Raw genomic sequence first — 6,873 nt, 5'->3', positions numbered from 1 at the left:
ATTATAGACGGATTCAACGTTTTCTTGCAGATGTAGTCCTACCTATGAGATGGATAGCTCAACTTATTTTTAGTTTATTACCTGAGAAAAATAACTTGATATTAGTAATTTAAGTTTCACAAGTTGCTTTTTGCGTATAGGAGATTGTTCAGCTTCATCGGTTATGGTAGTTTGATTATACAGCCCGTTCCTATGTTGTTCCTTTCGAACCATCCTTGAGGCACTTCAAGAGCATAACGTACAGGTTCCGATGAGTTCACGCTTTCTCGGCTGAAAGGTGTCATATTGCGTATTTCGCGAATTTCGCCATTCGAGTTAATGAACGCAATTGAAAGAGGGGTAGGTGTATTTTTCATCCAAAAACTTAACTTTTCGTCTCTTTTAAAGATAAAAAGCATACCCGTCCCTTCGGGGATATGCTCACGCCCCATATAGCCTTTTGATAGCTCTCGTATGGAGCGAGCAAGCTCAACCCTTATGGGAATGGTCTTACCATCAAGATTTGTAATGCTCAAGTCCTTCTCTTCAAACTCAAGGGCGAGAGCTGAACAGGCGCTAAGAACAAGGGAGCATGATAGTATAACTCCCATCAGCAATAGCTTGGCAGATGTGAATATTTTCTTTTTCATAGGCTTCTAAAATTAAATGTTCAAGTTTCGCAAGCTCTTTCAGAGCTTGATTTAGTGGAAAAAGGTAGAAAAAAGTAGTATATTATTTGGCAACATTACTGATAATCAGTAGCTTTGTGGCACTAAAAAACAGAATCCATACTAATATGCTACCGAACAGAGATATGAAAAATTTATCAGAACTAAAAAACTTTTTTACTATAAGTGAAAAGGCTTTTTTCCTGTTTACAATACACCAGTTAATAATGAAAATAATATCTGAAAATAAGCAACTTATGAAATGGATTAATTTGAATCCCTTATCTGAAGCAGCTTAGAACAACTTGCGAAACTTAAAAAACTTATTTTTCTTTTATGTTTTTCCTTAGTTACTGAGGCCACGAAGCTATACCCTACCCCAAAGGCTGCAATAACAGAATAGTGAAACCTATGACCTATAAGCGCATCCAAGGAGGAAAGTAAAGGCGGGTTCACTATCTTGGAAAGAGCTGTAAAGGGTTCTACTTTAGTAAGAGACCAAATGGTAGGATCCAGCCAATAGACCCCTGCCAAGCATAAGAAGAAGAACCCCAAGGCCGTGAACTATACCCAAACGATGGCGGACATCATTCGTTTTAAGTTATGGGTTATGAGTTTTAGGTTCATGCTGACTTCTATGCTAATGCAAGATGAGGCTCAACGACTTTATCCAAAGGGGGTTTTTCTATAGGATAATGTTCGTCTTCATAACTTTCCACAAGGTCTGTAAGAAGCATTAATTCTATATATTCTGGATTATCCTCAGGGGTATTATCATCAACCATTTCTAAAAGTTGGTCTATACGCTTCATAATAGCGTTGTATTGTGTTTCATTTTTTATCATAATCTTATATTTTATCTATATTTTCTATATCATCATATTCCTTATGGGTACCTACAAATCTGATATACAGAATCTTAGGCGTAAATAGTATAAGAGCCACTATTCTAAAATGATTCCCTTTAATATTGAAAACAAAACGTTTGTTTCCTACAGCATCTACACTATTAAAGCTCTTTTTTATATCTGCAAAACATGTCCATTGAGCATCTATTGTTTTCCTATACCAATCCTCCAAAGATAACTTTGCATCAGGATAGAGCGTATAAAAATCAACCAAAGCTTTCTTAGCAATGACTCTCATAAGTTGTTTTTGAATACAAAGGTATAAAAATATTTTGATACACAAAACAATTTTTCTGAAAACGAAATAAAAATCAGTATGAACAACGATTTTTTTTACTATCTTTGCCTATAGATTTTAAAAAATTGATTTTTATATGAAAAAACTTATTTTTCTTTTATGTTTTCCCCTAATCGCTGGAGCACAGGAGGTGCTTTCTGGACGGATAACAGATAGCTTGGGCTTAAGTGTTCCTTATGTAAATATAGGGGTAGTGGGCAAAGGAAAGGGCACTGTCAGTGATAGCAAAGGAAAGTACCAAATAGACCTTACGGGAGTTGCCCCCAAAGATAGTATCTACTTCTCTCATCTGAACTACTACCGAAAGGCGTTTGCTGTCAAAGACTTACAGCGAGATACAAAGGTCATCCTTGTAGAACATGTCTTTGAATTACCGTCCTTCACAGTAAGCCAGAAGAAGCCTAAGCTACGAACTATCAAAGGTAAAGGCACTTATGTAGGTGAGATGTATTATGCTGGTCAAAATGTGCTCAGTGAGGTAGAAATGGGTAACATTATAGAGCTGAAAGACACCTATTTGGCGAAGGAGTTTGAGTTGCCCGTATTGGAGAATACCATGCCTAACCTTGTACTGCGCTTGCAAATTCTTAAGATAGAAGACAATGGCACACTCACACCACTTGTGGAGAAACCTATTTACCTTAGTATCCCTCAGAATAATCAAAAGCAAAAAATCATTCAAGAGCTACAGGTGGTACTTCCCAAAGGGCGTATTTGGGTAGGACTTCGTACTGTAGAGGGATCAGGTGATGGACACTTTATCCTTGGAGGGAATCTCAGTGGTGGCTACAAATTCAAAGATGGGACTTTTAAGAAAATGGATATGAACTTAGGACTGAGATATGGCATTAGAGGAGTATTAATGAGACAATGAGTCAATTAGCTAATTAGGCAATTGGACAAATTGGCAAATCGACAAATCAGCTAATTAACTTGTTTTCCTATAATTCCAAACAGCCCAGCTATTCAGTAGTACAGCGAAGCCTACAAGGTACAGAAACTCTGTACTGAGCTGCAAAAAAGTACTGCCCTTGAGCACAATCAAGCGAACTGCATTGACAAAATGGGTTACAGGAATGGCATTGCTTACCTGCTGGCTCCAAGCGGGCATACTATCTACACTGGTGAGGAATCCGCTCATCAAAAGGAAGATCATGATAAAGAAGTAGGCTATAAACATGGCTTGTAACTGCGAATCGGCATAAGTGGAGACCAGAAGTCCAAAGCCCAGAATCGCAATGAGATACATAGCGGCAAAGGCATATAGGGTAAGCAAACTACCTGCAGGAAAGATACCATATACCACATACATCACTGTAAGGCCCAGAGTAAAGAGGATTAAACCTACGACCAAAAAAGGGATGAGCTTACCGAGTATAAACTGCCATTTCTTGATAGGGGTTACATTGATCTGTTCAATGGTACCGATCTCCTTTTCTCTTACGACATTGAGCGCAGAGAGAAATCCCCCTATAATAGTGAGTAAGATCGCCAAAATACCTGGGACGATATAGCGTGTATATTGCTGATATGGATTATACCAGTGCGTACTTGCCACACTGAATTTGGCTACAGTACCCATGCGTTGGGGAGCTTTTATATTTACATCCAGCTCAGCATTGAAATCACGTATTACTGAGAGTAAATACGCCCCTCCTAAGGAAGACTTACTCCCATTGATGGCATCGATAGACAAACCAAGTACTTGTTTTCCTTCGCGTACCAAGTTACGCTCAAAGCCATCAGGTACTTCCAAGACGACATCTGCCTTACCATCTTCTATGAGGGCAAGACCTTCTTTGTAAGAGAAAGGAGCATCTACAAGGCGGAAGTACCCCGAGGAGGTAATCTTCTGTATCAGCTTTTGTGAATAAGGACTTTGGTCGTGATCCACATAGACGAGATTGATATTCTTTACATCAAAATTCGCTACCAAAGGCAGTATAATCAGCTGCATCATAGGGGCAACAAACATCATAGCCAAGATAGTCTTATCTCGGAATATCTGTTTGAATTCTTTTTCTAATATAAATAGTAATGTCTTCATCGTATTAATTTGTCGATTATCTGTTGTGGGCGAATTGCCTTTCATTAAAGGGCGAATTGCCATTCGCCCCTACTATTCCAAACGAACTTTAAACTTTTTCATGGCAAGGCTTAAGAACACCACTGCCATAGTGATGAGCACTAAGGTCTCTTTCCATATATAACTGAAATCCAATCTCTTGAACATTACCTTCTTTACAATATTATAGTAATAACTTGAGGGGAAGATCTTGGCAACTCCCTGAAAAACAAGAGGCATATTCTCTATGGGAAACATAAAGCCTGTGAAAAAGGCGGTGGGCAACATCATTCCCATCATGGCAATAAGCATGGCAGTTTGTTGTGAGGAAGTACTGGTGGAAATCAGTAGCCCCAAGGACAAACAGATGATAATAAACAAGGTGCTTTCCGCATAAAGCAATAGCAGATTACCCCGTATTGGGACATCAAGCATATAGACCGAGAGCAGGAGAATCACGGTAAAGTTGATAAGCGAGAGAATAAGGTAAGGAATGGCTTTGGCTACAAGTATTTTCAAGGGATTGAAAGGTGATACCAAAAGGATTTCCATGGTACCTAACTCCTTTTCGCGTACCACCGCTACAGAGGTTAAGGCGGTGCTGACAATCATAAAAACGAGCGCAATCACCCCAGGGACGTAGTTCATAGAGCCATTTTGTTCCTCGTTATACAACATACGGTTTTCTACTGTTATCTGGTAAGGTTGTCGCAAGGTAGGGTTCAGTTCTTGCTGGTAGTTGGCCACCATGGCAGAGAGGTAGTTATCTACCGTTTTGGCAGTATTGGGATCGCTACCATCGGTAATGAGTTGTAGGGTAGTCCCTTTGGGCGTATAGAGATCACGACCGAAATCAGGAGGGAAGATAAGGGCGGCTTTTATAATTCCACGTTTGAATGCGTCCTCTACCTCTCTGTAACTCAGTAGGGGATCTTTCACTTTAAAGTATGGACTTGCCTGCAAGCGTTGCGTAAGTGCATCGGTATAGGTATTGTGTGCCTCATCGAGCACAGCAATACCGATATTCTTCACCTCACTGCTGAGGGCTTGACCGAAAAGAACAATCTGCGCTATGGGAATCCCAAAGAGGATCAGTAGCGTACGGCGGTCACGGAATACATGATAAAATTCCTTACGGATAAAGGCTATTAACTGTTTCATATTCTAAAAGGGCAAAATTGCCATTCTATAAAGGGCGAATTGCCATTCGCCCCTACAAGGGGTTATTCACTACGTTTGGCATTGCGGGCGAGGGCATAAAATACCTCGTCCATGGAATGGGTATTGAATTGTTTTTTGAGTTGGGTAGGGCTGTCCATCGCCTCTACCCTACCGTCTACCATGATACTGATGCGGTGGCAGTACTCGGCTTCGTCCATATAGTGGGTGGTCACAAATACGGTGATGCCCTGTGCGGAGGCCTCATATATCATATCCCAAAACTGACGGCGTGTTATGGGATCAACCCCTCCGGTAGGCTCGTCCAAGAAGACTATTTCGGGGCGGTGAAAAATAGCTACTGAGAAGGCCAATTTCTGTTTCCATCCCAGCGGCAATGACCCTACGAGTTTGTTGGCTTCCTGCTCTAGACCGAGGGTCTCAATCAGTTGTTCTCGGCGGGGCTTGATCTGCTTGCGGCTCAGTCCATATACCCCTCCGTAGAAGGTAATATTTTCCGCAACGGTAAGGCTATCATAGAGAGAAAACTTTTGGCTCATATAGCCAATGTGCTTTTTGATCTGCTCTTGCTCTCGATATACATCAAAACCTGCTACACGCGCCTCTCCTGAAGTAGGATAGGAAAGCCCACAGAAGATACGTATGGCGGTGGTCTTCCCCGCTCCATTGGCACCGAGAAAACCGAAGATCTCGCCTTTCTTCACTGACAGGGAGATATCATTGACGGCTTTGAAATCACCGAATTGCTTTGTTAAGTGGTTACATTCTATTGCATTCATTTTCTAATTCTTTAATTTGCTGATTTGCCGATTTGTCGATTTGTCAATTTGTCGATTTGTCGATTTGTCGATTTGTCTATTAACTCATTGACTCATTGGCTAATTGTCTAATTGTCTAATTGACTCATTAATCGTATAAAACTATCCTCAATGGTGGGGGTAATCATTTTCCACTCAAGGTGTGGAAAGGTGGTTTTCAGTTCTTGCTCGAATAGAGACACATCGGTACCTGTTCTAAGGGTTAGGTGTAGGAACTCCCCAAAGGGGTAACAACTCTCTACAGCACTTTGTGCCCTAAGGTGCTGCAAGAGAGGATATATATCGGGCGTACTTGCTGCATAAAGCGTTTGACCAAAATCACTGACAATCTGCCGAGGGGTACTGGTGGAAAGTATCTTGCCCTCCTGTATCAGAGCAATACGATCACAAAGGCTAGCTTCGTCCATATAAGGAGTGGAAACAAAGATAGATATATCCTGTTCCTTAAGCCTATTGAGCATCTGCCAAAACTCTTTGCGAGAGACTACATCTACCCCTGTGGTAGGCTCATCTAACAAAAGAACTTTAGGCTTGTGAATGAGTGCACAGCAGAGGGCTAGCTTCTGCTTCATTCCCCCTGAGAGTTTGCCCGCGCGACGGTTGCTGAACGGCTTTATCTGGTCGTAAATATCCTTGATAAGGTCGTAATTCTCGGCGATGGTCGTACCAAATACCGTAGCAAAGAAGGTAAGGTTTTCCTCTACTGTAAGGTCTTGGTAGAGGGAGAACCGCCCCGGCATATAGCCTACGATCTTGCGGATTTGCTTATAATCCTTTACAATATCAAGTCCCTCTACCGTAGCGCTTCCCTCATCAGGTAACAGGAGGGTGGTGAGCACACGGAAAACCGTAGTTTTGCCTGCGCCATCGGGACCAATCAGCCCAAAAAGCTCGCCTTTCTTCACTTCTAAGGAAAGGTGTTGCACGGCGTGGGTATCGCCGTAGGACTTGCTGAGGT

9 protein-coding genes are annotated in these 6,873 nt (G+C 41.5%); 1 reads left to right on the top strand and 8 read right to left on the bottom strand.

Going from position 1 to position 6,873, the window contains the following annotated elements; all coding sequences use genetic code 11:
* Window positions 1-161 precede the first annotated feature (161 nt).
* The 4 genes from Q0625_RS05040 to Q0625_RS05025 form a co-directional block, all read right to left on the bottom strand.
* Window positions 162-629 carry a DUF192 domain-containing protein gene (locus Q0625_RS05040; protein WP_298824061.1) on the bottom strand — a complete coding sequence of 156 codons (468 nt, stop codon included), beginning with the start codon at window positions 627-629 and terminating at the stop codon, window positions 162-164.
* A gap of 285 nt (window positions 630-914) precedes the next feature.
* A complete protein-coding gene (locus Q0625_RS05035) occupies window positions 915-1,202 on the bottom strand; it encodes a hypothetical protein (protein ID WP_298824059.1) in 288 nt (95 codons plus the stop codon).
* Between the two features lie 80 nt (window positions 1,203-1,282).
* Complete coding sequence (locus tag Q0625_RS05030; RefSeq protein ID WP_298824057.1) at window positions 1,283-1,492, bottom strand: XRE family transcriptional regulator; 210 nt, start codon at window positions 1,490-1,492, stop codon at window positions 1,283-1,285.
* Between the two features lie 4 nt (window positions 1,493-1,496).
* Window positions 1,497-1,793 (bottom strand): type II toxin-antitoxin system HigB family toxin, encoded by a 297-nt coding sequence (locus Q0625_RS05025; protein WP_016420035.1) that lies wholly within the window; start codon window positions 1,791-1,793, stop codon window positions 1,497-1,499.
* A 136-nt stretch (window positions 1,794-1,929) separates the two neighbouring features.
* On the opposite strand from Q0625_RS05025, the gene Q0625_RS05020 reads away from it, so the two are divergent.
* Window positions 1,930-2,727, top strand: a complete 798-nt coding sequence (locus Q0625_RS05020; RefSeq protein WP_298824050.1) for a carboxypeptidase-like regulatory domain-containing protein — start codon at window positions 1,930-1,932, stop codon at window positions 2,725-2,727.
* A 54-nt stretch (window positions 2,728-2,781) separates the two neighbouring features.
* On the opposite strand, the gene Q0625_RS05015 is transcribed toward Q0625_RS05020, so the two are convergent.
* From Q0625_RS05015 to Q0625_RS05000, 4 genes are all read right to left on the bottom strand, one after another.
* Window positions 2,782-3,900 (bottom strand): ABC transporter permease, encoded by a 1,119-nt coding sequence (locus Q0625_RS05015; protein WP_298824047.1) that lies wholly within the window; start codon window positions 3,898-3,900, stop codon window positions 2,782-2,784.
* Between the two features lie 72 nt (window positions 3,901-3,972).
* Window positions 3,973-5,079, bottom strand: a complete 1,107-nt coding sequence (locus tag Q0625_RS05010) for an ABC transporter permease (RefSeq protein WP_298824044.1) — start codon at window positions 5,077-5,079, stop codon at window positions 3,973-3,975.
* A gap of 62 nt (window positions 5,080-5,141) precedes the next feature.
* A complete protein-coding gene (locus Q0625_RS05005) occupies window positions 5,142-5,876 on the bottom strand; it encodes an ABC transporter ATP-binding protein (protein WP_298824041.1) in 735 nt (244 codons plus the stop codon).
* A gap of 107 nt (window positions 5,877-5,983) precedes the next feature.
* Window positions 5,984-6,873, bottom strand: an 890-nt coding sequence (locus tag Q0625_RS05000; protein WP_298824038.1) for an ABC transporter ATP-binding protein, incomplete at its 5' end; no start/stop codon positions are given.

Source organism: uncultured Capnocytophaga sp., assembly GCF_938029845.1.
Taxonomy (GTDB): Bacteria; Bacteroidota; Bacteroidia; order Flavobacteriales; family Flavobacteriaceae; genus Capnocytophaga.
Note: the sequence above shows the minus strand (reverse complement) of the source record. Positions and strands in the feature narration are given on the sequence as shown.

Bases quoted from the DNA above. Each gene is read 5' to 3' on its own strand.
- Q0625_RS05040 (WP_298824061.1), bottom strand. From the start codon at position 629: ATGAAAAAGAAAATATTCACATCTGCCAAGCTATTGCTGATGGGAGTT.
- Q0625_RS05030 (WP_298824057.1), bottom strand. From the start codon at position 1,492: ATGATAAAAAATGAAACACAATACAACGCTATTATGAAGCGTATAGAC.
- Q0625_RS05025 (WP_016420035.1), bottom strand. From the start codon at position 1,793: ATGAGAGTCATTGCTAAGAAAGCTTTGGTTGATTTTTATACGCTCTAT.
- Q0625_RS05020 (WP_298824050.1), top strand. From the start codon at position 1,930: ATGAAAAAACTTATTTTTCTTTTATGTTTTCCCCTAATCGCTGGAGCA.
- Q0625_RS05015 (WP_298824047.1), bottom strand. From the start codon at position 3,900: ATGAAGACATTACTATTTATATTAGAAAAAGAATTCAAACAGATATTC.
- Q0625_RS05010 (WP_298824044.1), bottom strand. From the start codon at position 5,079: ATGAAACAGTTAATAGCCTTTATCCGTAAGGAATTTTATCATGTATTC.
- Q0625_RS05005 (WP_298824041.1), bottom strand. From the start codon at position 5,876: ATGAATGCAATAGAATGTAACCACTTAACAAAGCAATTCGGTGATTTC.